Annotated in this window: 18 protein-coding genes and 1 tRNA gene; 9 read left to right on the top strand and 10 right to left on the bottom strand. The window is 59.7% G+C overall.

Annotated features, from left to right (window positions below):
* Window positions 1–100: 100 nt before the first annotated feature.
* Entirely contained in the window at window positions 101–1,027 is a 927-nt protein-coding gene (locus F4Y00_09885; GenBank protein ID MYE05265.1) for a DUF3500 domain-containing protein, read from the bottom strand.
* A gap of 331 nt (window positions 1,028–1,358) precedes the next feature.
* On the opposite strand from F4Y00_09885, the gene F4Y00_09880 reads away from it, so the two are divergent.
* Window positions 1,359–2,252 carry an ion transporter gene (locus tag F4Y00_09880; GenBank protein ID MYE05264.1) on the top strand — a complete coding sequence of 298 codons (894 nt, stop codon included), beginning with the start codon at window positions 1,359–1,361 and terminating at the stop codon, window positions 2,250–2,252.
* Window positions 2,245–2,439 (top strand): hypothetical protein, encoded by a 195-nt coding sequence (locus tag F4Y00_09875; protein ID MYE05263.1) that lies wholly within the window; start codon window positions 2,245–2,247, stop codon window positions 2,437–2,439. The genes F4Y00_09880 and F4Y00_09875 overlap by 8 nt, the downstream gene beginning before the upstream one ends.
* Here F4Y00_09875 and F4Y00_09870 read toward each other — a convergent pair.
* Window positions 2,405–2,478: transfer RNA gene (locus F4Y00_09870), tRNA-Lys, on the bottom strand. The genes F4Y00_09875 and F4Y00_09870 overlap by 35 nt on opposite strands.
* Before the next feature lie 355 nt (window positions 2,479–2,833).
* Here F4Y00_09870 and F4Y00_09865 point away from each other — a divergent pair.
* The 6 genes from F4Y00_09865 (at window position 2,834) to F4Y00_09840 (ending at window position 11,448) form a co-directional block, all read left to right on the top strand.
* Entirely contained in the window at window positions 2,834–4,081 is a 1,248-nt protein-coding gene (locus F4Y00_09865; protein ID MYE05262.1) for a hypothetical protein, read from the top strand.
* Window positions 4,082–4,105: 24 nt separating this feature from the next.
* Window positions 4,106–6,241 carry an NAD-dependent DNA ligase LigA gene (gene ligA / locus F4Y00_09860; protein ID MYE05261.1) on the top strand — a complete coding sequence of 712 codons (2,136 nt, stop codon included), beginning with the start codon at window positions 4,106–4,108 and terminating at the stop codon, window positions 6,239–6,241.
* 13 nt (window positions 6,242–6,254) lie between these two features.
* Window positions 6,255–7,802 (top strand): sodium/solute symporter, encoded by a 1,548-nt coding sequence (locus F4Y00_09855; GenBank protein ID MYE05260.1) that lies wholly within the window; start codon window positions 6,255–6,257, stop codon window positions 7,800–7,802.
* A gap of 117 nt (window positions 7,803–7,919) precedes the next feature.
* The gene (locus tag F4Y00_09850) at window positions 7,920–10,331 is read left to right on the top strand and encodes an HDIG domain-containing protein (protein MYE05259.1); all 2,412 of its coding nucleotides are present in this window, start codon (window positions 7,920–7,922) and stop codon (window positions 10,329–10,331) included.
* A 17-nt stretch (window positions 10,332–10,348) separates the two neighbouring features.
* Entirely contained in the window at window positions 10,349–10,804 is a 456-nt protein-coding gene (locus F4Y00_09845) for a tetraspanin family protein (protein ID MYE05258.1), read from the top strand.
* Complete coding sequence (locus F4Y00_09840) at window positions 10,801–11,448, top strand: hypothetical protein (GenBank protein MYE05257.1); 648 nt, start codon at window positions 10,801–10,803, stop codon at window positions 11,446–11,448. The genes F4Y00_09845 and F4Y00_09840 overlap by 4 nt, the downstream gene beginning before the upstream one ends.
* Before the next feature lie 27 nt (window positions 11,449–11,475).
* On the opposite strand, the gene F4Y00_09835 is transcribed toward F4Y00_09840, so the two are convergent.
* From F4Y00_09835 to F4Y00_09810, 6 genes are all read right to left on the bottom strand, one after another.
* Window positions 11,476–13,131 (bottom strand): hypothetical protein, encoded by a 1,656-nt coding sequence (locus F4Y00_09835; protein MYE05256.1) that lies wholly within the window; start codon window positions 13,129–13,131, stop codon window positions 11,476–11,478.
* Window positions 13,132–13,157: 26 nt separating this feature from the next.
* Window positions 13,158–14,450 (bottom strand): c-type cytochrome, encoded by a 1,293-nt coding sequence (locus tag F4Y00_09830; GenBank protein ID MYE05255.1) that lies wholly within the window; start codon window positions 14,448–14,450, stop codon window positions 13,158–13,160.
* A complete protein-coding gene (locus F4Y00_09825; protein MYE05254.1) occupies window positions 14,447–15,490 on the bottom strand; it encodes a MoxR family ATPase in 1,044 nt (347 codons plus the stop codon). The genes F4Y00_09830 and F4Y00_09825 overlap by 4 nt, the downstream gene beginning before the upstream one ends.
* A 56-nt stretch (window positions 15,491–15,546) precedes the next feature.
* Window positions 15,547–16,938 carry a peptidylprolyl isomerase gene (locus F4Y00_09820; GenBank protein ID MYE05253.1) on the bottom strand — a complete coding sequence of 464 codons (1,392 nt, stop codon included), beginning with the start codon at window positions 16,936–16,938 and terminating at the stop codon, window positions 15,547–15,549.
* A 67-nt stretch (window positions 16,939–17,005) separates the two neighbouring features.
* Complete coding sequence (locus F4Y00_09815) at window positions 17,006–17,902, bottom strand: peptidyl-prolyl cis-trans isomerase (GenBank protein ID MYE05252.1); 897 nt, start codon at window positions 17,900–17,902, stop codon at window positions 17,006–17,008.
* A 44-nt stretch (window positions 17,903–17,946) separates the two neighbouring features.
* Window positions 17,947–20,019, bottom strand: coding sequence for a peptidyl-prolyl cis-trans isomerase (locus tag F4Y00_09810; GenBank protein MYE05251.1), 2,073 nt, complete (start codon window positions 20,017–20,019; stop codon window positions 17,947–17,949).
* A 278-nt stretch (window positions 20,020–20,297) separates the two neighbouring features.
* Between F4Y00_09810 and F4Y00_09805 the strand changes: the two genes are divergently transcribed.
* Window positions 20,298–21,833 (top strand): glutamate--tRNA ligase, encoded by a 1,536-nt coding sequence (locus tag F4Y00_09805; protein MYE05250.1) that lies wholly within the window; start codon window positions 20,298–20,300, stop codon window positions 21,831–21,833.
* Window positions 21,834–21,879: 46 nt separating this feature from the next.
* Here F4Y00_09805 and F4Y00_09800 read toward each other — a convergent pair whose 3' ends face one another.
* The gene (locus F4Y00_09800; protein MYE05249.1) at window positions 21,880–22,863 is read right to left on the bottom strand and encodes an outer membrane beta-barrel protein; all 984 of its coding nucleotides are present in this window, start codon (window positions 22,861–22,863) and stop codon (window positions 21,880–21,882) included.
* A 422-nt stretch (window positions 22,864–23,285) separates the two neighbouring features.
* Window positions 23,286–23,553: T9SS type A sorting domain-containing protein (locus F4Y00_09795; GenBank protein ID MYE05248.1), on the bottom strand; the 268-nt coding region annotated here is incomplete at its 5' end.

Here is a 23,553-nt window from a genome sequence, read left to right as displayed (position 1 = left end):
GCGATGCCTTGGGCCGGATTATTCTCTGAAGGGGGGATTCGCTAAAGATACGGTATGATCGGGCGGGGAAGAAGTTCGCGGATATGGATGCGGAGACGGATCAGTCGTGAGCGTGTTCGTCGTAGTGCCGCCGCAGAAGATCCTCCCCGAAATCGTTTTCGAGGTCCCGCCATACGCTGTGCACATGGTTGGCCCCGTTCTGCGTATTATCGTATTCGAAAAGCACCGTCGGGCCGTGAATGCGATAATAGTGACCCGCCCCGGGTTCGAGCGGGCCGGCCCAGGCGAACCACAGGGCGTCGAATGTCTCCTCGATCCTGGCAAACTGTTTTTCGGCTATATCCTCTGGCATATTATGCAGGTATTCGAGGATCAGCCGCTGCAGCAGGCTGCGTTCTGCTGCGGTCATATCCGCGACGGGAAGTCCTTCGAAGTGCTCCAGACGCACTTCCCGGTCGGCGCCTGTGATAATCTCGTCAGGCGCCGTAGAGGCGATGATGGCCCGTTCGCGCCGATCGGAGGGGAGTATGCGTATCAGTTGCCTGCCCAGGTCTTCCTCTGCGGCCAGCACGCGAAGGCCGGTGCCGGGGCCGGAGCGCACTTCTGCCGGATTGGCCCCGAAGAACGTGGGTGTAGTGACGGTGACGCCCGTGACGGACGTGTAATTGAGCGACAGGTGGTGTCCCTCGAACCGCCAGCCCCAGGGGGCGTCTCCGCCGGGTTCGCCGAACACGGTCACGAAGTATAATTCACGGTCGCGGTGAGCGCTTCCCTCGAGGATTTCGAGCACGCGTTCCAGTTGTATGACGCTGGTGACTTTGAGGTATCCCTGCGAACTCAGAGCGCTTCGCAGCAAACTGTGCGCGGCGATGCGCTGTGGCCGCGTCATTTGCTTGAGCGGCAGCCCGTTGCGTGCACGCGGCACGAAGTGAAAATTGTACCGTTCCTCGTCGTCAAACGGCCATACCGCCATGGCTTGCTGATCGGCGTCCAGCGTTTCGATGAATTGGTTTGCAGCGTAGGCCATGCGCTCTGCAGTGGAGAGTTGCTGAACGTGCTGGGCCCGTACTGGAACGCAAAGCGCGGCGGCAACGACAGGCAATACGGCGAGCACCAGACACGCTGTGGACCGTTTCCTGTGAAACGAGAACCGTTGCATGAATAAGGGAGATATGAGGTTTTTCCGGCGATAAACACCGAAGGCAAACTACCGCGCCCGAATGCGCTCTGCAAATGGTTTTGAATTGTTTGGAGCGAACGCGTGCTTCCTAATGGAAAATCTGTATGTTTGTACCCATTCCGGGTCATTTTCCCATTTCCCCTATTTTGACATGTCCGATACAGGCAACGCAACCGATATGTCCGATACTTCCGACTCATCTTCTGCATCCGACGTGTCTACTGAGTCCGGTGCGTCCCGGCGTTCGCCGCTCCGTGAGCGTGTGGAAATCATCATTTTCGGGAACGACACCCCGGCGGGGCATCTCTTCGACGTGGTGCTCATTATAGTGATTCTGTTGAGTATCGTGGCGGTCATGCTGGACAGCATGGTTGCCGTATCCGAGCGGTGGGGCGCCGAACTGGCCTTCCTCGAATGGATATTCACGATTCTTTTTACGGTGGAATACGTGCTGCGGCTCTACAGCGCCCGGAACGCCAGGAAGTATGCGACAAGTTTTTTCGGCGTGGTGGATCTTCTCGCCATTCTGCCGACGTTTCTCAGCGTCATATTTCCACCGGGTCGATTTCTTCTTACGATCCGGGTGCTGCGCGTTTTGCGGGTGTTCCGCGTGCTCAAACTGGTGCGGTTCCTTGTCGCGGAAGATGTGCTTTTCACGGCGCTCAGGGCGGGTCGGCGCAAAATCACGGTTTTTATGCTGGCCGTATCCACGATCGTCGTGATTGTAGGGTCGCTCATGTATGTCATTGAAGGGGCCGATGCGGGCTTTACAAGCATTCCGCGCGGGGTATACTGGGCCATCGTGACGGTAACCACGGTCGGGTACGGGGATATTGCGCCGATGACGCCGCTCGGTCAGATGCTGGCCGTGCTGCTGATGTTCACCGGATACGCCATTATTGCCGTCCCGACCGGCATTGTCGGGGTGGAGATGGGAAGGTTCTATGGGGGAGGCCAGTCCACATGGAAAGTATGCGGGGCCTGTGGCCGGGGCAGCGGGACGCCCAACGTTACCTATTGCGGTTTTTGCGGGGAACCGCTGCGGACAAATGATACCGGGAAGAATGGATAAAGAACAGAACAAAGTGCGTATTGTGCCGGCGCGCCCGATTGACAGGCTTTTCGGGGTGCTGAAGCGCAAGGGGCCTGCCGTTTCGCTGGAGGAGATGGAGCAGGCTATAGCCGAGGGCGCGCACGAGCGAAACGCGCCGGAGAGGGATCGTGTAGGCCCGGGGGGACTCGAACCCCCAACCCACTGATTAAGAGTCAGTTGCTCTGCCAAATTGAGCTACGGGCCTGGGTGCGGCTTGCGTTGCATTCCGGTAAAGCCGTCCAAGGCACATCTCTACGCACAGGGGGGGGATTGGTTCAGTAACAATGATGTCGATCGCGGGCATGTGCAGCAGTGCTTGCCTTGACAGGCATGACGGTTGAAATACCGGTTCATGCCCCCTGTCCCTCAAATAATTCGCGTCTTCGTACCGGTTTCGCTTTTTCATGCACCCCGGCTTTTTTATCTTTGCGATTCGTGCGTGGTAGCAGTCCCCCGGAATATCTCCCGGCAGGTATTTCAATTTCTTCCATGCCGGAGGCTGGTCTGCCGGATTTCCGGCGGATATTGTACACCGCATTCAAGCAGAGCATATTTCATACATGTCTGGCGAAGCCGAACGCGGAACACGATTTGCCCGCGACCTGCGCCGTATCCGCAGGGCCCGCGGCGTCTCTTTGGCCGACATACACGACGCCACCAAGATGGCGTACGATATGATCAAGCGCTTCGAACACGATGCGCTTATCAATCATCCCCAGTTCAACAGGGTATATCTCCGGCTCTTCGTGCGTGGATACGCCGAGCATCTGGATATGGATGTGGAGATGACGCTGCAAGCGCTCGAGTTGGCGATCAAGGGGCGATATGCCGGTTCGCTGGCCAAAGAGTATCTGGGCGAATCCGGGAAAAAGACCGGGGAAGAACCCCCGAAACAAGAGAAGAAGACAAGCCGCGCAAAACCTGCCTCCTCCGAATCGGATCAGGTAAAGGAGGCAGTTCCATCCAGGCGGACCGAACCGGAATCCGCTGAAACTCCTTCTGAGAAGCCCGCCGCATCGGACGGGAAGGACGATTCCGGGCCGCCCGCTTCCGAAACGCCTGCTTCCGAAACACCCGACCCCGAAACGACCGCTCCCGAAACGACCGCTCCCGAAACGACCGCTCCCGAAACGACCGCTCCCGAAACTTCGCCTGCTGAACAGCCCCCTGCCCGGGAAGCCTCGGCGGCGAAGACATCTGCTGCCCGGGAAGACACATCGCCCGGCGCAACTCCTGATCGAAGCCCTTTCGCCAGAGTTCCCTCCTTCTCTTTCTCCGGGGTTACCACCGCCAGGTCCTCAAAAGGCGCAAGCGCGCGGGGGCCTGCCAGCGGCAGCGGGGCGGACCCCCGATGGATATTTGTTGGTGTGTGCGTCGTGGTGGTCGGGTTGGGCATCTGGGGTCTGACGAGGATGGGATCCGGTTCGGACGGGTCTGCGCAGGAATCGTCTTCTGTTACGGAGTTGGCCGAACCGGCAAACGGTATGACCGATGCCACATCCCCGGCGAACGATATCCCCATACAATTTCTTCCCGACACGCTGAACATCACGATCGTGGCGGACAAGGGCAGTGTGGCTCCGATCAGGGTGACGGTGGATAACGATCTGCGGCGCCCGTACTGGATAGATCGGGGAGGTTCTATGACATTCCGTATGGCGGACAGCATTATACTGGAGCAGCAGCTCGATAGCGTTACCGTGCAAGTGGAAGGCATGCCCTATCCGGTATCCCGAGCGGCCGGCGAAGACAGGGCAACCCTGACTCGTGACGCGGTTCGCTCCTGGTTCTCCTCCATCCAACCATAGCGGCCGGTACCGGCGGCGCTTCTTATGAAGAACCTTGTCGATGCATCTCACAAGGTCTTGATGCACATTGCATCCACCGATCTGCATTCCATGCCGCACAGCGAGGCGGCGAATCTTGCGCAGACGTTACGGACGCTTCTCAATGCCCATAATCACCGGTACCATGTACTTGACGCTCCTGTCGTGGCGGACGACGAGTACGACCGACTTTTCCGGGCGCTTGAACAGATAGAAGCGCGTTACCCGGACCTGATTGCGCCGGATTCGCCCACGCATCGCACGGGCGCCGCGCCGCTCGACCGGTTCGAGCGGGTTCGCCACCCTGCCGCCATGCTATCGCTCGGCAAGGCATTCGACGCAGCTGAACTGGAAGCGTGGTACGAACGGTGCCTGCGCGGGCTGCGTGGCCGTTTCGGCGAGGATGCGTGTCCGCAGATGACCGTGGAGCCGAAAATGGATGGTCTTGCAGTTGCCCTCACCTACGAACGAGGCAAGCTGGTGCTGGGAGCCACCCGCGGGGATGGCGCGGAGGGAGAGAACATCACCGCCAACGTACGCACGATCCCCTCGATCCCTCTGTCCATTCCGGCGATGGCCGTTTCTGTGGAGGATTCCGGGGTCGCCATTCCGCCGGATCGCATGGAAGTGCGCGGAGAGATTTACATCCGCAACCGGGATTTCGAGAAACTGAACGAGACCGCGGCGGCTGCCGGGGACAAACTGTACGCGAATCCCCGGAATGCAGCCGCCGGCAGCGTGCGCCAGCTCGACCCGTCGATTACGGCCTCGCGTCCCTTGTCGTTCGTAGCGCACGGAACGGGTCCGGTGGAGGGTATCGACGCACCTCCGGAAGGGCAGTATGCTTTGCTCGAGCGGCTCGGGGCATACGGTTTTTATGTAAGCGAACATGTTGCGCGGTCCGATTCCATCGAGGAGGTGAAATCGCTCTACGAGGCGTGGCACCGGAAGCGGGAGGACCTGGACTATGAAATTGACGGGCTGGTGGTCAAAATAGACCGGTTCGACTGGCAGGAAGCGCTCGGATCCGTATCGAATGCCCCCCGCTGGGCCGTGGCCTGCAAGTTTCCTGCAAAGGAAGCGACGACGGTGCTGAACGATATCAAGGTCAGTGTGGGGCGGACCGGCGTCATCAAGCCGGAGGCGGTGCTTGAGCCGGTGCCCGTTGCGGGCGTCACCGTATCGAGCGCCACCCTGCACAACGAAGAGTACATCCGCGACCGGGATATCCGCATAGGAGATCGGGTGGTGATCAAGCGGGCCGGAGACGTGATCCCCCAGGTGGTCAAGCCCATTGAGGAAGTGCGGTCCGGCGGGGAGCGTACCTGGCAAATGCCTGTCCACTGCCCGGTATGCGCGAGCGAACTTCGCAAGCTGCCGGACGAGGTGGATAGCTACTGCGTGTCCATTGACTGCCCGGCGCAATTCATCCGTCTCGTAGAGCATTTTGCGAGCCGGGGGGCCATGGATATAGAGGGGCTGGGCTCCAAGTTGGCGGTGACGCTTGTAGAAGAGGGGCTTGTCGGTGCCCTTGCGGATATTTATGGTCTTGCTGCGGAACAGTTGATTGCGCTTGACCTGTTTGCCGAAAAACGGGCGGATAATCTTCTCGAAGGGATCGAAACCTCCAAAAAACGCCCCCTCAGTCGTCTTCTGTTCGGACTGGGTATTCGTCATGTGGGGCGCACTACGGCGGAACTGCTTGTCGCCCACTATGCTTCGCTCGATGCCTTGTCGAGGGCCGGCGCAGAAGAAATAGAGCAAATAGAGGGCATTGGAGAGGTCATTGCAAAGAGTGTGGAGAGCTGGTTTGCGGTCGAGGCCAATCGGGATCTGATACGACGGTTGCGCGAGTCCGGCGTGAATACGGAGCGATTGCCCGAGGAAGCGCCTCCGGAAGAAGACGAATCCGGCCAGGCGGCCGGCAGGACCTTTGTACTCACGGGTACGTTGCCGACGCTTGAGAGGGCGGAAGCGACGGCGCGTATCAAGCAGGCGGGAGGCCGTGTCAGCAGCAGTGTGAGTCGGAATACGGACTATGTGGTGGCCGGCGAGAATCCCGGTTCGAAGCGCGAGCGGGCCGCCGAACTGGGGATTGTGATACTCGACGAGGATCAACTGCTCGCCCTCCTCGAGGAATAATCCGCTCATTGCCATGCTGACCACCCTCGATTACGTCGTTATCGTCCTGTACCTGGCCGGCGTGGCCGCATTCGGCATCAAAGCCGGGGGGCGGCAGAAAAGCACCGCGGATTATTTTCTCGGCAACAGGGATATGCCCTGGTGGGCAGTGTGCTTTTCCGTGGTGGCCACCGAAACGAGCACGCTGACGGTGATCGGGATTCCGGCGGTGGCGTACGGCGGCAGCCTGACTTTTCTGCAACTGACCTTCGGCTACCTGCTGGGCAGAATCGTCGTATCGATGTTTTTTCTTCCCAGGTATTTTCAGGGAGAACTGGTTACTGCCTATGCCTTGCTCGGCGACCGGTACGGGGACGCCATGCGGAGCACGGCTTCGGTGACGTTTCTTGTCACCCGCCTGCTCGCCGACGGGGTACGCCTCTTCGCTACGGCCATTCCCCTGAAGGTGATTGCGGACTCGGCGGGGCTGGATATATCCTACGCATTTATCATTTCCGTTATCGCCCTGTTCACCATTGTCTACACGCTGATAGGGGGCATCAAGGCCGTGGTGTGGATGGATGTCGTCCAGATGGCCGTGTACCTTGGCGGGGCCGTGGTGGCGGTGTTTGTATTGTTGGGGCAGGTACCCGGCGACTGGTGGGCGCAGGCAGCGGAAGCCGGCAAGACGCAGGTGCTGTATCTGGCGACAAACGAGTCCCTCTCGACATGGATCACGTCTCCGTATGCCTTTGTAACCGCCGTGGTGGGCGGGGCGGTGTTTTCCATGGCTTCGCACGGTACGGATCAACTCATTGTGCAGCGCCTGCTCACCTGTCGGGACGAGCAGGACAGCAAAAAGGCGCTCATCGGTTCCGCCGTGGTGGCCATCTTCCAGTTTGCGCTCTTTCTGGGGGTGGGATTGCTGCTCTGGAGCTACTACGGAGGGGTTTCCATAGCCGATCTGGGTCTTGCCCGGGGCGACGAAATCTTTCCGAAGTTCATCATCGAGGGGTTGCCACCGGGCGTATCCGGCTTGCTGCTGGCCGGTATTGTGGCGGCGGCAATGAGTACGTTATCGTCGTCGCTCAATTCGCTGGCCTCATCCTCCGTGTTCGATCTTTTCGAGCGCATCCCGTGGTTTGCGCGTATCCGGGGCAAGGGGCTTCCGGCCGCGCGATCCCTCCTTGTATCCCGCCTGTTTACCGTATTCTGGGGCATTGTATTCATTTTCTTCGCCACGCTTTTCGAGGATCGCGATAACCCCGTGGTCGAACTGGGGCTCGCCATAGCCTCGTTCACGTATGGGGGGCTCCTTGGGGTTTTTCTGCTGGGCCTTTTCAACAAGGCCACGAACCAGACGGATGCCGTGTTTTCGTTTGTGACTACGGTGATCGTCATGATCTGGGTGATCTTCTCTGTCTGGCATCATCCTCAGGAGGGGTGGATTATCCGGTTTATGCCCGGCGACGAGGTGGTGGCTCGGGAGGGGCTCCGCGCCATAGCCTGGCCCTGGTATACGGCTATCGGGGCGGGCCTTCATCTGGTTTTGGGATCCCTGTTTGCCCTGCGGCATAGATAGGGACTGTTGCATGCCCGAGCCGGAGAGGCAGCGCATTGCGCGGCCCCATACGGCTTTGATCGGGAGGCCCTCCTCCTGCGATCCCATCCCGCGTTTCGTTCCCGGACGAGTCCCCCTATGAGAGTGTTGAGAGCCATCGGCCTCCGGAAGAAGAAACCGCAGCCTGTCGGGAACAATCTCGAAAAGGGGCTTGCCTCCCGGGACAAGTCCGGGCAAATCCACTGGATGTACACCGGGGGTATTTTCTTCGCGCTCGTATTACTGACGGTGGCCGCTTTTCCGAGAAGCAATGTGTACCAGTACACGGTGGAGATCGGGGACGAATGGCATGGGGAGTCGCTGGTGGCCCCTTTCGATTTCTCCATCTACAAGTCGGAGGCGCAACTGGAAGCGGAGCGGACGGCGATTCGGGAAAATACGCCGCCTTATTTCCAGGTCTCGGACGATGCGCAAGGGGTCATGGAGGCGAATCGGGACACGCTGATCCAGCAGCTTGACGAGGTTTTTGATGCCTGGGCCGCGTATCGTGTACACCGCCTGCTCGGCGAAACGGAGGAAGGGGAGGCCGATTCGCTCCGATATCTCGACCTGCGCCGGGCGGCTCGTCTTACGATCACCTCTGGGCAATGGCGGTTGCTGGCCGAGGCCTATGCGCTGCGTATGCCCGAACTGTCGGGTGAGGAACCTCCATCCAATGCATCCCGACCGGACGAACGCCTGCTGAACGAGGCCTGGAGCGTCGCCTCGCAACTCCTTGTCGTAGGCGTGCTGGATGTACCGCAGGATAGTGTCCTGTCCGATCAGATCGTGGTTCGGGACGACGTGGACCGGACCGAAACGATTCGGAACAAGGACAACACCTACGGTCTGGACGAAGCGTACGCCTTCGCCGAACGACAATTCCAGCAGAGTGAAGACAGCCTTTCCGCCGCACTGGGAGGCGCCTTCTTTCGGGCGATTTTTACGCCTTCCCTCAGCTACCTTCGCGCGGAAACCATACGCGAGTTCCAGCGCCTCGAACAACGCATTTCTCCGGTGCGGGGTCGGGTGGCCGAGGGCGAAACGATCATCGAGGACGGGGTACGGGTTACGGAGGATATTTATGCGCATCTTACTTCGTTCGAACGCGCATGGCAGGAGCGGGGCGGCGAAAATATTCTCTGGAGAGTGCTTCTCGGACAGTTTCTCGTCATTCTTGCGGCATACTTTCTCTTCTTTCTGTATCTGTATCTGCTGCGGCGGCCCATTTTCGCGAGTAGACGGAGTATGTTACTCCTGGCCATTCTGTTCGCCATTGTGGTCGGGCTCTTCGCCATTCCGCTTCACACGGAGTCTTTGCGCATGTATCTCGTGCCGGTAGCCATTGCTCCGGTGCTGATCACGGTGATTTTCGATTCCCGCGTCGGCATTTTCGCCGCATTGACTCTGGCTCTGCTGGGCGGCCAGTTATTGTATTATAATTTCGAATTTACCTTTGCGACCTTCCTGGCGTCCGCCCTCGGCGTGTTCAGCGTGCGGGACATCCGCAACCGGCGGCAATTCTTCATCAGCGCCGGCATGGTTTTCCTCGGATACCTGCTGGTGCTTGCGGCATCGGCCACCTTTTTCGGGGAACCCTTCCGTGTGTTTTTCGCCGACATGCTGCCCGCAAGCATCAGCGCATTTCTGCTGCTGCTCGCCTATCCGTTGCTGTGGATTGCCGAGCGCGCATTCGGCATTACCACCGACCTGACGCTGGTCGAACTTTCCGATATGAATAATCCGCTTCTCAAGCAATTGTCGCTGGAGGCGTCCGGTACGTTCAACCATACCCTCCAGGTGGCCAATCTTTCCGAAGCCGCTGCGGATGCGATCGGAGCGAACACCCTGTTGATGCGTGTCGGGGCGCTTTACCACGATATAGGCAAGATCGCCAAGCCGAATTACTTCGTGGAAAACCAGCGGTCGGGCCCCAATCCGCACGACGATCTGAAGCCGCGAATGAGCGCCCTGATTATCGCGTCGCACGTGAAGGAGGGCCTGGAAAAGGCCAGAGAATACAATGTGCCGCAGCGCGTGCTGGATTTCATCGCCATGCATCACGGCACCTCCCGGATCGAATTTTTCTACCGGCAGGCGCTCAGTCAGCGCAGGAAGGGCGATCCGGAGGTCCTCGAATCCGAGTTCCGGTACGACGGCCCGCGTCCCGCCACGAAAGAGACGGGAATCCTGATGCTTGCCGATTCCGTAGAGGCGGCAAGCCGCAGTCTTGCCGATCCTACGCACCGGCGTCTTGAAACGCTCATCGATGATATCGTTGCGGATCGCCTTGCCGACGGGCAGCTCGACGATTCGGATCTGACGTTCCGCGATCTGGCGCAAATAAAGCGGACCTTTTTGTCCATGCTGTTGGGTATTTACCACATACGCATCCGGTATCCGGGCCAGGAGGAGGAAGAAGATGCGGGGGTGGCTGCCGTGGAAGAAGAAAGCATGTCCGGAGACGCCGCCCATACCGTAGAGGAGCCTATCGTACCGGATGGAGGGTAGGGATGCGCGCACTGCTATTGGTATTATTTCTTTTCGGGGTTCTGGGCGCCGGCAGCGAGTTGATCCTGCTGAGTCACTATGAAGACCCGTGGCAACTCGTGCCGCTGGGAATGATGGTACTGAGCCTGGCGATTCTCTTCGTCCGGCTTTTTCGCAACGATGCATGCGTCCTGCGCATTTTTCAGGTATGCATGCTTCTGTTTGTCGCCGCAGGCGTTCTGGGCGTTTATCTGCATTACCAAAGCAATGTGGAATTCGAGCTGGAAATGAATCCCGCGGCTGCGGGATGGGAGCTGATTCGGGAATCCCTCACCGGGGCGATGCCGGCCCTGGCGCCCGGAACCATGGTGTATCTCGGACTCATCGGGCTCCTTTACACCTGGCGGCATCCGATATTCTCCGCCTCCCGGAACAGATCCGATGCATCCGTGGAGATAAACGCGGCAAACCCATCACACGAGGAAAAACAATGATACAACGCATCCCGACCCGACTGTTCGTACTGCTTGCGGCGCTCACTCTGATTCCCGCCACTGTTTCCGAGGCCCAGGTGGGGCAGAATATGGGCGTGCTCAATCCGAACACGGCCACCGAATCCGAGCTCGCAGCGCTGCCCCATATGGATGCAGCGAAGGCGGATTCGATCCTTGCAGGGCGTCCGTTTACGGATATGCTCGAGGTCAACGCGCTGGTCGGCGAATCCCTGGATGAAGCCCGGCAAGACGAATTGTACGCCCGGCTTTTCCTGCCGCTGAATCTGAATGACACATCCGAAGAAGAAATTCTTCTGGTTCCCGGGGTCGGTAACCGGATGGCCCATGAGTTCGACGAATACAAACCGTACGCCCACATCGCAGAATTCCGCCGGGAAATAGGCAAGTATGTGGACGACGAGGAGGTTGCGCGGCTGGAGCAGTTCGTTTTCGTGCCGATCGATCTGAATACGGCCAGCGACGAAGACATCCTTACGATCCCGAACCTGGGCAACCGGATGCTTCATGAATTCAAGGAATACCGGCCGTACAGCCGGATCGAACAGTTTCGCCGGGAGATAGGCAAGTATGTCGATGACGACGAGGTTGCGCGCCTGGAACGCTATGTGGAGATTCAGCCTTAGGCCGGACCCCGGCTGGATATAGACGTTTCAGGGCCCGAATACGACGATTTCCGCCGTGGCGAGCGATATGCCGGATATCTCCGACATGGAATCGTAGAATTCGACGAATCGATTGGTTTCGGGAGCGTCGTAGTCCTTCAGGTTATGGGCCCAACGGTAGCCGATCGGCTGATACCAGAGCGAGGCCTGCACGGTAAAGGGTCCCTGCTGTCCGCCCAAATGGATGATGTAGCGTACGGTGTCGCTTCCGCCGGTAAAATCGGCGTCCTCCCTTGCCCGTCCATGCACCGCTATATCCTCGGATGCGGTCGCCTTGTCGAATCCCCGCGGCAGCAGCCGGTTGTCCTTGATGTACCGCACTGCCTGCAAAAGCCCCGTCGTCACCTGATCCTGTGTATCGACCATCACGGATTCGTAGATCTGCACCTGATCGCTTTGCGTGATTTCCTGATAATGGGGCTCGTAGCGAGCCGGATCCGTGTCGTTGTCGTTTCCGGGGATTTCACCCGTAGACCGGATGCCGCCGGATTCGAAAACGGGGGTCCCGTTCCGGTCGTGCACCGTAAAACGGATCCAGCTCCTGCGCGAGGGATAGCCCGTCGGAAGTTTATGCCCGGCCAGATTTTCAAGGCGCACCTCGACATGCAGCGCATCGTCTACCCGTTCCGCGTTTTCTATCGAGATGCGCGCGGTGTTTGTCTGTAAATGATGCTCGGTTTGCCGCGCCGTGGCCTCCAGTTCGTTCGGGAGCGCTTCTACGCCCAGTTCGGCCCGGTACCGGTTGAGCATGCGGAGCATAAAGAAGTTGCCCCCCTGAAACACATGCCGGGAGACCCCGGTGCGCCCCTCGCCTAATACCGAAGAGATGGCCGTGGTATCCTCCACGACGGGCATGTGGCAGGACTGGCAACTTTTTTCTTCCGGGTAGGCGCTGTGCAGCCATTCCAGATAGGGGACTTGCTCGGGCAGTTCCCCTGCAATCTCTCCCGTAGGCCCGATCGCTTCCGTGAACAGGGTATGGCATGTCGCGCATAGTTCGGACTTCTGAATATGGCGCGATTCCACTTGCCGGAATCCCGACGCGGAATGCATCACGGTCCGGCGGCCCGTGTCCACCTCATAGGGCCCGAAAATGGCGCGTTGTTCCATCGGCGTCTCCGTGTCGATCACGAACCCGGCCGTGAAGCTTTCTCCGGTGCCCAGGTTCTCGGCGGTAATCTGGTGGCATACGGTGCAGGAAACGCCATCGGCGGCCAAATCGTCGGTGCGGTGTGTATTTTCGCCAACCGGCAAGTGGGAAAAGACCTGCCCTTTCCGGTCCGCAGCCTTTGCCTCGAATCGGGACATGGGCATATGGCAAGCGGCGCATTCGTCCTCGATGAGGGCCTGCGCCTCCGGATGATCCATCGTTTCCCGCCTGACCGCGGCCTGCCAGTACGGATCGCGGGCCGAATTGGCCATCATGGAAGCGCGCCAGTCCGTGCCGATCGAGATGTCTTCGCCGGAAGGGGTGATCAGATTGCTATGACAACTTATGCACGCGGCGCCGGTCGCGAACAGGTGCGGATCCGTTTCGGAAGAAGCCGTGTCCGGCGCTTTCGGAGGCACGGAGAAGAACAGCGGATGGACGAGGGTCAATCCTGCCGAAGCAATAAGAACTACCAGAAACAGCTTTCCGCTCATGGGTACATTTTCCGGTCAGGTACAGGTTACCAGCCCTCGAAGAAACCTCCGTCGAACCATTCCCACAACAGATAGACTATAAATTGCGCATCGCGGGCGTACTGATCCGCGGGAATACGGAGTCCGATGTTGAGCATCACGTGCTGCCGCCGGTTCAGGCTGATTTGCGCCTGGGGCACGATATCCCAATGCAAAACGCCCTCCACTCCCAGAGAACGGGTTCCGAGTACTTCCAGCATGGGCGACCAGGTGCGCCCCCAGTCTCCCTGCGTGAAGCTTTTGCCCGCCACGCCGCGAAAAAACGCTTCGTCCGCCGCTGCATTCCAGTCCAGGGGGATGTCGAACCCGCCCTGAAATTGCAGAAAAACATCCGCAGGCAGAATCTGTCCGTACGAAACAAAGGGTTCGATGCGTGTCAGGCCTTTTCCTATGCCCGTGTTTTTGCGTCCCGTGGGTAGAATCACTTCGCCTCCGAGGCTAAGTATGCTGCCATGCGACAAACTCTGGAGCATAACGCGTTTCAAACCGAGCGCTACATCCCCGAGCTGACCGCCTTGCCTGTGCTCCTCGAAGCCGAACGGTACGACCACCTCGAACTGATTACGCGCCCCGAATCGTTTTTCATAGAGCAGTTCATGGAGAATAGCGCTCCTGCCGGTTACGATATCGACCGTGGTCGTCAGTACCGCTTCGTCTTCCGGAAACGCTTTTTCGGTCACCAGGGGGCGCGGCGTATTCAATTCGCCTCTGGGCCATTCGTCGTCCGGGCACAGGGTGCGAATGTGATCCAGTATCTTTTGCAGTTCGTCCTGCGTCAGCGCATCGCCGAAGGCCGGCATTTCCCGGGCGAACCCGCGCACGGGTCCTCCCTGATGGGCTACCGCAAGCCAGTCGGCGTCGGGTTCGCGGGTGGCGAAGTTGCAGTCGGTGAAATCGGGAAGCGGAATATCGAACCCCAGCAAGGCGGCGGGAGCGCCCCTGCCGTCCGCGCCGTGGCAGGTTGCGCAGGCTTTTCCGTAGAGTTCCTCGCCCGTATCGTTCGCCCGCGCAGGTCCGGGGCGGATGTGTTCTGCGCCGCCGCGCCGCAACACCTCGTGCGTACGCCCGGGTCCGGGTTGTATTATTGGCCCCCGGCAGGTTGCGGGAGGCGCCCCGGCCTTGCGTACATCGTCCGTATCGCCGGCATGGACGAGTCCCGAAACGTGGCGGATTTCCGGCTCGTAAGCCCCCAGCGCACCGGTCGATCCCATGCCGCACCAAAGCACAAGCAGGGCCAGTGCGTGCGTGGATCGACGAACGTGCGAACGGGGATCTTTCATGAGCTGTCGGGTGGTTTCCCTTTTTCTCTGTGTCCGGAATCGCCTGCGCTGTCGAGCAGCCGCTCTATAATGTCCACGGGCGTGATTTCGTCCGCTTCCGCATTGAAATTCGGGACGATCCGGTGCCGCAGCACCGGCACCGCGATGCGGCGCACGTCGTCTATGAGCGGGGACAGGCGTCCGTCGAGGGCGGCCAGTGCTTTGGCCCCAAGGATAAGATACTGCGACGCCCGCGGACCTGCTCCGTAACTCAGGTATTTCGTGACGAAGTCGGGGGCGCCTTCTCTTCCGGGTCGTGTACGCCCTGTGAGGCGGACCGCATATTCGATTACGTTGTCGGCTACGGGGATCTGCCGGATGAAATGCTGAAAATCCTGGATTTCCTGCGCATGCATCACCGGCTTTACGTCGGCGACGCGCGCACTGGTCGTACTGCGGACCACGGCGACCTCTTCGTCGAAAGCCGGGTAGTCGAGCCACAGATTAAGCATGAACCGGTCGAGTTGGGCCTCCGGCAGGGGGTAGGTGCCTTCCTGCTCGATCGGGTTCTGCGTGGCGAGCACGAAGAAAGGTTCGTCGAGTATGTACGTTTCCCCGGCGGCGGTCACATGGTGCTCCTGCATGGCTTCCAGCAGGGCCGCCTGGGTTTTCGGAGGCGTTCGATTGATCTCGTCCGCCAGCACGACATTGGCGAAGATGGGCCCCCGCACGAACTTGAACGACCGCCGGCCCGTCGAGACATCTTCTTCGATGATTTCCGTGCCCGTGATGTCGCCCGGCATCAGGTCGGGCGTAAACTGGATGCGGCTGAATTTCAGGTTCGTGGCCTGGGAAATCGTCCGTATAAGCAGTGTCTTCGCCAGGCCCGGAACGCCAATCAGCAGGACATGCCCCTGGGACAGAAAGCCCACGAACAGGTGGCGGATAATCTCGTCCTGCCCCACGATGACCTTTGCGATCTCCGCACGGAGGCGATCGTAGGACGCATGAAGCGCTTCGAGTACTTCAGGAACTTGCATATCCTGCTGAACGTGCAGCATAAAAAAAGGTCAGGATCGGGTAAATAATACGGAAAATCGCCCTTCCGGCGGCAGCGCTAAAGCTCGACCATCCCGACCGATCTCGCTTTGCCGCGCAGGTCTACATAGATCTCCTCACGCAGGGTTTCGATGTAGTCCTGCATCCATAGCGCGCGTTTTTCCTGCAGCGCAAACTGTTCGATGCGATCGTAGTCCGTTTCCAGGCTGACGATATGTTCCTCCTGAGAGAGAACAAGTTGTACAATATGGTAGGCCTGCCGGGGATTTTCCAGTTGTACGGGCGTGGGCCGGCTGATTTCTCCGATTTCCAGCGTGTCCAGCGTCGCCAGCCAGAGCGGCCCGAGGTTTTCCCGGACGAGGTCGCGTTCCCCGCTGCGCGGGTCCACCACGCGCCCTCCCAGCTGCGCCGACGATTCTTCCTGCGAATGCAGTTTGGCGAGGCGCTCGAAGGGCACGTCGAGTTGAAGCGCCGAATCGCGCACGGCCGTAAGAAACGCGATGGTTTCCGAGGGATCGATTTCGCTGTCGTCGATGCGGATCAGGATGTGATTGAAATCGACGATTTCCCCCCGCCGGTCGTTCACGCGCACAATGTGGTATCCGAACGGGGATTCGAAGACCTGCGAAACGTCTCCAACCGGAATCCGGGAGGCGACCGCGCCGAACTCCGGCACGAGATCGCCCAGGCTCGTGTCTTCTATGCGTCCCCCCAGGCTTGCCGAGCCGGGGTCTTCCGAAAACTGCTGCGCCATTTCTTCGAACGATCCGCCGCCCGTTACGATGGAATCGCGAATCGCGGTGATGATCTCCCGGGCCTCCTCACGGGCTTCTTCCGTCAGTTCGGGAAAGCGCACGATATGGTTCAGCCGCACCACATGGGGGATGACCGGCAGGGAATCGGCGGGAAACTGATCGAACCATTCCTCCGCCTCCGTGGGCGTAATGCGCACGTTCTGGATTTTGGACTGACGAAGCTGATCCGCCAGTAACTGGTCGCGCAATTCGTCCCGCAGGTCCGCCCGGATACGCACAATGCTCCGCCCGTACAATTCTTCCAGCATCTGCTCGCCGCCCACCTGGGACGCCATGAGCTCGATACGCTGATTGAGCGCCTGATCGACCTGCTCTTCCTGTACGGTGATGTTGGTGTCGCGGCGGGCGGCCACCTTCAGGATCTCCTGTCCGATCAGTTCATTCAGGGCATCCATCCAGAGGGCTTCGGAGTAGGGGACGCGCTGCTGCTGGAGATAGTTGGCCACTATGGCGTCTACCTCGGATTTGAGCACAATCTGGTCACTGACCACGGCGACGATCTCGTCGATCACATCGCCTTCCTGCGCATGGGCCGGCGAAACCGCGAAGGGAGTCAGCGCCGCGCATAAAAGAACGCATACAAGAAGAAAGGCCGTGCATGCGCACGCGGCGGGTTTCATCGGGTGCAAGGACATGAATGCGCCAGGCAGGAATTGGAACAACGAAGAAACGCCACGCCGCACGAAATATTATCGCGAGATATTATGGACTATCGAGCTCTTCGCGTGCAAGGGCCTCATTTCTTAAACGTTGAACCAGACGCGCATACAACTGTTTCCGGTTCTGCAGGATGAGCTGGCGCTCGAGTTCGGGCTGGATCCACTCCTGTTCGGGGATGCTTCCCGCCGGTATGCGCTCCGCCAACTGGAGGACATGGTATGCGGAATCGCTTTCGATGACGGCCGCGGTTTGTTCATTGCTCAGGTTCGCCAGCGTTTGCCGCAGCTGCGGCCGGTTCCCGAAAAGGCGGCTTTCGGGGTAGTGATCGTGCGCGGAAACGGGAGGGGCAAACAGCGTGTCCGACGCGGACGGGCCGGTTCCGAGCGTGTCGGCCCAGAGGGTCCATACCGAATCCCGTTCCGCTACAGGGGCGTTCCGGAGCGCGAGTTGGGCTTCTCTTGCCTCCTCGAACGTCCCGGCGCGAAGATGCCGGACCCGCACGAAGGGTTCGCGCAACCGGAGCTGTTCCTTGTGCTGCTCGAAGTATGTCAGGGTTTCTTCCGCGGAGGGAGCCGGGGAATTTTCCTGATAGAAGGATTCGATAAACGAGTTCACCAGCACGGATCGCTCGCTTTCGTCCAGGCGGCGCTGTACTTCGGCGTTTTCCGCAAGTCCCCGCCGGAGCGCTTCCCGGTACAGCACTTCCGTGGCGAGCCACTGGTCGATGATCTGCATCCGCATTTCCGAGGGGTCCCCGATCATGGCGATGCTTCCCATGGTGCGTTCGATATCTTCCTCGAAAAGATACCGGTCCTCGACGCGAGCCACGTATTCCCGCGGCTCCGTTTTTTCCACACAGCCGTAAAGAAACGGCGCCGCCGCTCCTGCACATAGCCCGGCGAGAAACAGCCAGCGTTTGTAAGGGGAAAGATTTCCCATGCTTTTAGGCCCCGCAGCGCGCCGCTGCATAGTGTTAACAGGCCCTAAGGGGCTGTGGGCGTGTCGGAATGCTCCATGGGGGGCGATTCCTCTCTGAAAGCCCGCACGAGCCTGTCCGGGAAGGTATGCGCATTGTAGCGCTCCCTGAGGCGCGCAAGCAGGCGTTCTTCCAGTACGTTCTGGTGCTCGCTTACGATCTCGGTTCGGGCTTCCTCGAAGGTTTTCGGACGGGCGGATTCTATTCCGTCATGCACAAGAATGATGCGCCGGCTCCGCAGGGCAAGAATTTCCGTGCGTTCGCCTTCGCTCAAGTCCAGTATGCGATCGTAGACGGAGCCGGACGAATCGGCGATCAGTGTCGTATCCGCGTGCAGCGTATACAGCGTATCGGCGGCGTAGAGGGCATGGATGTCCGCTATCGAGGCGCCTGCGTCGAAACGCGCGGCGGCGTCCTGCAGAAGAGAATCCGAAGCGCTTTGCAGGGAGATGGCCCGGATGCGGTCCGGCCATTGGTATGCTTCCGGCTGTATGGCGTAGTGGGCGCGCAGGGCGGCCGAATCCTGGTCGGCGGCTGTCCATACCGAGTCTTCCATCAGCGCAAACAGCACGAGCCCGTCGCGAAACTCCTGCATGATTCTGCCGAATTCGGCGTCGCGTTCCTCGAGCCGGGCCGCTTCCGCATCCAGCGTTGCCTCGGTAACGAACGACGAAACGAGTTCACGCACGGTGCTCTCGGTGTCGGATCCGGAGCGGTTGCCAAGGCTGCCCGCCGTTTCGGCAAGATGTCCGAGCGTCCAGGTCGAGTCGCCGAGCACGAAGAACGTATCGGCGAGGGCCGATTCGTCGAGGCCGCCGTTCGGCAGAATCAGAATCGAATCGGGGGGAAGGCCGGCGAAAGCATTCAGGACGAGTGTGGTGTCGATATGTCCCTGTCTCGTCTGGATAATGTCTTGCGCAAGCGCTTCTTCGGCCAGGCCCGTGCGCGGCAACTGGCCCGCCAGGGTTTTCAGATCCTCGTAGGCTTCCTCGAAAGAAGGCAGTTCCCCGCGTTCCGTCAACTGAATAATGTGGATCCCGAAAGAGGTCTCTACCGGGCCGGTTATGTCACCGGGTTCCGCAAGCGAGTAAGCGGCTTCCTTGAAGGTTTCGGGGACCGGCGTGGAATAGTTGATGGACCCGATGTCTCCTCCGCGGCCGGCGGACATCATGTCTTCGGAATGCTCCACTGCGAGCTCCGCGAAATCGGCCCCTTCGTCGAGTTGTATTTTAAGCGCTTCCGCCCGTACAAGGGCATTCGTGGAATCTCCGGGCGGCCCCGCATGGCGAATCATGATGTGCGCAATCCGGATACCCGGTTCGGCGGGTCTGCGTTCGTGCACCATCAGCATGTGGTATCCGAAGCGGGTCCGGAACACCGGGGAAAGCCCCCCGACGGGTGTGTCGTAGGTGAACGATTCGAAAGGCTCGACGAGGTCTCCTCCCGTGAAGAATCCGAGCCGGCCCCGGGCGCCCCGCGCGTCCGGAGGGCCTTGCGCGGAGGGATCCTGCGAGTGGCGGAACGCAAGCTCGCCAAAATCGACTCCCTGAAGCACCGAATCGCGCAGGGCCTGCATCCGGAGGTATGCTGCGAGCGTATCCTCCGCAGGGGCGTTTTCCTGTATGGAAAGTAGAATGTGACTTACGTCGATCATTTCCTGCCGTCGTTCGTGCAGGGTGCGGATGATCGGATCGATGATTTCCTTTTCCATCAGGAAGGGGCGGGCGAGCCGCAACCGGTAGGACTGGATTTCTTCGAGGATGTCCGCCCGCGTATCCATGCCCGCTTCCCTGGCGGCAGCCACTTTCAGGCGGAAATCGACGTACCGCTCGAGAAAATCGCGGTAGGAGGCCAGCGAATCGGCAGCGGGGTCGGCGTCGCTGCCTGAATGAGGGGCGTAATTGGCCTCGAAATCCTCGAGCGTAAACAATTCTCCGTCAAAGGAGGCTACGACCTCAGGGTTGTCTGCGCCGGGAACGGGCGCCGTGCGGGACAGTAATCCGCATCCTGCGGCAAAAGAAAGTCCAATGAATAATGCGGCCGAAACGGCCCGGGAAATCGGTTTTGATCGACTAAACATGCTGTGGCGCTGTGGCGTGCGTATCTTCCTGTGTTTTCTTTCGTATACGAGCAGGGGCTGTGTCGCGTTTTTTTCGGGGGTTTTATCCGTGTATCTTGCGCAACCGGGCCCGGTTCGTTTTTTCCGTTCCGCTGACCGTTCGGATTCGAACCGACGTGGACGCACACAGGCGGATACGGTTCCTTTTCTTACCCGATCAAAATTCTGTTGAAAACGATCTTCTCCGCTAATTATTGCTTGCCGCACATGGTCTCCCTATGTGCCCTGCACGTTCTGATATGACTGCACCTTCTACGTCGAAAGTCCGGGTCCGTTTTGCACCCAGCCCCACGGGGTCTCTTCACATTGGCGGGCTCCGCACGGCGCTCTTCAATTACTTCTTTGCATGCAGCCGCGGCGGTACCTTCGTGCTGCGCATAGAGGATACCGACCGGGCGCGGTTCGTGCCGGAAGCCGAACGGGACATCCTGTCGAGTCTCGAATGGGCCGGTATCCAGCCGGACGAGGGGCCGGAACAGGGGGGCGCCTTCGGCCCCTACCGCCAGTCGGAGCGACAAGTTATGTACGCCCTGTATGCGCAACGACTGATCGAGGGGGGGCATGCCTATTACGCCTTCGATACGCCGGAAGAAATCGAGGCCATGCGCAAGCGGTTCGCCACGGAAGAGAACCCCTCGCCGCAGTACGATGCGGCCACAAGAGGGGAGATGACGAATTCGCTCGGGCTTTCCGGCGAAGAGGTGCGCCGGCGCCTCGAGCGGGGGGACGCGCATGTCGTGCGCCTGAAGGTGGATCCCGGAGAGCGCATCACGTTCCAGGACCTCATCCGGGGGAAGGTTTCTTTTTCGACCGGGGGCATCGACGACCAGGTGCTGATCAAGTCCGACGGCATGCCGACGTATCACCTTGCCAATGTCGTGGACGATCACGAGATGCGGATTACGCACGTGATTCGCGGGGAGGAATGGCTTTCCTCGACGCCGAAGCACATCCTGCTGTACCGGGCCTTCGGCTGGGAGCCGCCTGAAATGGCGCATATGCCGCTCATCATGAACCCGGGCGGCAAGGGCAAACTGTCCAAGCGGCATGCCGAAAAGCAGGGCTTGCCGGTAACCGTAGAGCAATGCTGGTGGGGCGGGTACGAACCGGAGGCGGTCGTCAACTTCCTGGGGCTTCTGGGGTGGAATCCCGGTGATGACAGGGAGATTTTTTCGCTCGATGAGATGGCGGAGCTGTTTTCGCCCGATCGGATCAACGGCGGGGGCGTGCAATTCGATGTGAACAAGCTCAACTGGTTCAACCAGCAGTACATTCGGGGATTTTCCGTCGATGAATTGCTGGAGCGCGCGCACCCCTATCTCCTGGACCTTCGCAGCGATTCGACGGCCGGTTTATTCGAGGACCAGGCGCGCCAGCGCCGGATCGCGGCGCTCATGCAGCCCCGGCTCACGTTTGCGAAGGACCTTGCGGACACGGGAGGGTATTTCTTCGAAGATCCGACCGCGTATGACGAAGGGGCTGTCAAAAAGCGGTGGAAGGAGGATTCGGCAGCGCTTTTGAGCGCCTATGCGGACGGGCTGGAGGCCGCCTCCGTTTTCGATGCGGAGCAGGCGGAGGAGATGCTGCGGGCGCTTGCCGGGGAGCGGGGCGTCGGGGCGGGGCGCATCATTCATCCGGTCCGTCTTGCGGTGAGCGGCGTTTCCGGCGGTCCGAGCCTTTTCGAGATGATGGAAGTGCTGGGGAGGGAAGTCTGTGTGCGGAGGATGCGGAAGGCGGTGGAGGTGCTGGAGCAGGGGGGCAACGACTCGCCTTGACGTGATCGGTCCACGGTTCAGCGTATGACCGGCCTCCGTCTACCGGTCAGAAGCGGGACTTCATGCCGAGGCTGAAAGCCAGGAACCCGATGTCCTCCGTCCTTACATAGTACGTAACAGGCGCCGGCGGATTACCGGCCACGGACGCATGGCCGCGCAGGGAGTCATACTCCGATTCGTCATCGAATTGGCCGAAGCCCGCCCATCGAAGCTTGAAGCCAAGGGTGACCCGGGCGCCGATCCGATAATCCAGACCGGCGACGACCTGATAGCCGAGCAGCAAGTCCGATAGTTTCGCCCGGTCAATGGTATTCGTGCCCAGGAGCCTCCTGTTCATTTCCTCTCCCCGTTCGCCTGCCGGATCGAAGATACTGATGTTCTCGATGGTCCGGGTTCGGTGCCATAGCGTCCGGTACTCGACCGATACGTCCGAAAAGCCAACTCCCACTCCAAGGTACGGGGCAACCTTCGAGCCGGAGCGGAAGTGGTAGTACAGGTTGGCAAAGGCGCTGTGCGACATCACGTCGTCAAGGGCATCCCGGACCGTGTCGAACGCCGCATCCCTGGCGGGATCGTAGCTCGTCGCGGGGCCATAGGGCACCGCCGTGTCGTCGTGGGCGGTGCTGCGGTACACGTACTCGCCTTCGACGCTCAAGCTGCGCAAGCGATACCCCAGGACCATCCCGGCCAGGATACCCGCACCTCCATCGAACGACTCCTCCAGAGGCCCCCAGGGTAAGGGGACATCGCTGCACACTCCCGGCTCGACCTGAACGCGGTCGGGGTTCAGGGTCACGTCACACCGGACCGATGACACATCGGACGATGACCAATCATCCAGCCCTCCGGTCTTCACGTTCATTTCCGGGGCGGCCGCGACTCCCAGCTGCATCTCTATGTACCAGCCGTCCTGCGCCCACGCTCGGCCGGGAAGCACGAACAGCATCAGCGCGAGCGCTGCCCAGCCCATCGAGCAGTCGGACAGCCTGCCCAGTGCATTCAGTACAGTTTCCTGTATCTTCTCCGACATGGTTTTAGCGTGGCCCGAGCGGCTGGATTAGCAAGGAGCTATGATCGACACCGGGCCTCACAGAAACCCTCTTCTGAGGCATCCAGCCTGTCGATGTCGGGCCTCACCGTTGGATAACCCCGGCTGATTATTGTGCTGGCCTCTCAAAAGGCGCCCGGAGTGCGTCCCGGCTTGGCTGTGGGACGCAGAGGAGTGGATGAGAATGTGCGAGTTCGCTTGCTCCTTGCGGCTCCGGGCATGTATGGTTGATAAAATCGAACACCACTGAAAAATGATACACAATGCAGTGTGTAGATTTCATGATGATGGAAAGGGGATAGTGTTTTTTATGTGAGAAATCCAATTATTCACAATTATCCCTAATCTCTCTAATGGAGCATCGCGCCCCAAACAACCTGCACATCCTTCCCATAAAGACAGGTTTACTTGAGGAGGATCATGGTACGGGTAAAAATCCTGTTCCCGGCCTGCAAGCGGTAGACGTACGGACCGCTTGGCAGACCGCTTCCGTCGAAGCGCACCGTATGAAACCCTGCGGACTGCAACCCGTCAACCAGCATCGCTACCTCGTGCCCAAGCAGGTCGTAGACTGTCAGGCGCACCTCTCCCGTTTTAGGCAATGCGTAACGTATCGCCGTCTCCGGATTGAACGGGTTCGGATAGTTCTGTCCGAGGGAGACCTCTTCGGGT

Source organism: Bacteroidetes bacterium SB0662_bin_6, from assembly GCA_009839485.1.
Lineage (GTDB): Bacteria > Bacteroidota > Rhodothermia > Rhodothermales > VXPQ01 > VXPQ01.
The sequence above is the reverse complement of the archived record's forward strand: the minus strand, read 5'-3'. Positions and strand labels throughout refer to the sequence as shown.

Bases quoted from the DNA above. Each gene is read 5' to 3' on its own strand.
- F4Y00_09885 (MYE05265.1), bottom strand. From the start codon at position 1,027: ATGGCCTACGCTGCAAACCAATTCATCGAAACGCTGGACGCCGATCAG.
- F4Y00_09880 (MYE05264.1), top strand. From the start codon at position 1,359: ATGTCCGATACTTCCGACTCATCTTCTGCATCCGACGTGTCTACTGAG.
- F4Y00_09875 (MYE05263.1), top strand. From the start codon at position 2,245: ATGGATAAAGAACAGAACAAAGTGCGTATTGTGCCGGCGCGCCCGATT.
- F4Y00_09865 (MYE05262.1), top strand. From the start codon at position 2,834: ATGTCTGGCGAAGCCGAACGCGGAACACGATTTGCCCGCGACCTGCGC.
- ligA (MYE05261.1), top strand. From the start codon at position 4,106: ATGAAGAACCTTGTCGATGCATCTCACAAGGTCTTGATGCACATTGCA.
- F4Y00_09855 (MYE05260.1), top strand. From the start codon at position 6,255: ATGCTGACCACCCTCGATTACGTCGTTATCGTCCTGTACCTGGCCGGC.
- F4Y00_09850 (MYE05259.1), top strand. From the start codon at position 7,920: ATGAGAGTGTTGAGAGCCATCGGCCTCCGGAAGAAGAAACCGCAGCCT.
- F4Y00_09840 (MYE05257.1), top strand. From the start codon at position 10,801: ATGATACAACGCATCCCGACCCGACTGTTCGTACTGCTTGCGGCGCTC.
- F4Y00_09835 (MYE05256.1), bottom strand. From the start codon at position 13,131: ATGAGCGGAAAGCTGTTTCTGGTAGTTCTTATTGCTTCGGCAGGATTG.
- F4Y00_09830 (MYE05255.1), bottom strand. From the start codon at position 14,450: ATGAAAGATCCCCGTTCGCACGTTCGTCGATCCACGCACGCACTGGCC.
- F4Y00_09825 (MYE05254.1), bottom strand. From the start codon at position 15,490: ATGCTGCACGTTCAGCAGGATATGCAAGTTCCTGAAGTACTCGAAGCG.
- F4Y00_09820 (MYE05253.1), bottom strand. From the start codon at position 16,938: ATGTCCTTGCACCCGATGAAACCCGCCGCGTGCGCATGCACGGCCTTT.
- F4Y00_09815 (MYE05252.1), bottom strand. From the start codon at position 17,902: ATGGGAAATCTTTCCCCTTACAAACGCTGGCTGTTTCTCGCCGGGCTA.
- F4Y00_09810 (MYE05251.1), bottom strand. From the start codon at position 20,019: ATGTTTAGTCGATCAAAACCGATTTCCCGGGCCGTTTCGGCCGCATTA.
- F4Y00_09805 (MYE05250.1), top strand. From the start codon at position 20,298: ATGACTGCACCTTCTACGTCGAAAGTCCGGGTCCGTTTTGCACCCAGC.
- F4Y00_09800 (MYE05249.1), bottom strand. From the start codon at position 22,863: ATGTCGGAGAAGATACAGGAAACTGTACTGAATGCACTGGGCAGGCTG.